At 45.2% G+C, this 352-nt stretch carries 1 protein-coding gene; it reads left to right on the forward strand.

Annotated features, from left to right (window positions below):
* Nucleotides 1-61: 61 nt before the first annotated feature.
* Nucleotides 62-352 (forward strand): alpha-1,2-fucosyltransferase (locus AB9F29_RS21500; RefSeq protein ID WP_369757201.1); only part of this gene is annotated, 291 nt, incomplete at its 3' end.

A 352-nucleotide genomic window follows, 5' to 3' on the forward strand; every position in this document is an offset into this window, starting at 1 on the left:
GCATCCGAATTTTGGGTCATTTTCCCAAATTTGTACCCCTGTGTGCATCATTGGAGTTCCGGTGAACTTTAATAGTTTTGAGGATATCCTTGGTGAGCTTCGAGAAAACGTTGTCGAACGCTTGGGATGCCTGACAGCCCTCCCACAAATTGCCGAAGACTTTGCATATGTCCATGTTCGCCTTGGAGACTATGTCTCCAGCCCTGAAGTGGCTTGTAAGATGGCGTCCTTAAACTCGAACTATTATGCTGATGGCATGCGAACCTACGAACAAAAGCACTGGAAAGCGAAATGGATACTCTGCTCAAATGAACCCAAAAATGCTCTAGAGTTAATGCCAAAGAACATGGAT

Origin of the sequence: Falsihalocynthiibacter sp. S25ZX9, from assembly GCF_041205405.1 — a bacterium.
Lineage (GTDB): Bacteria > Pseudomonadota > Alphaproteobacteria > Rhodobacterales > Rhodobacteraceae > Falsihalocynthiibacter > Falsihalocynthiibacter arcticus.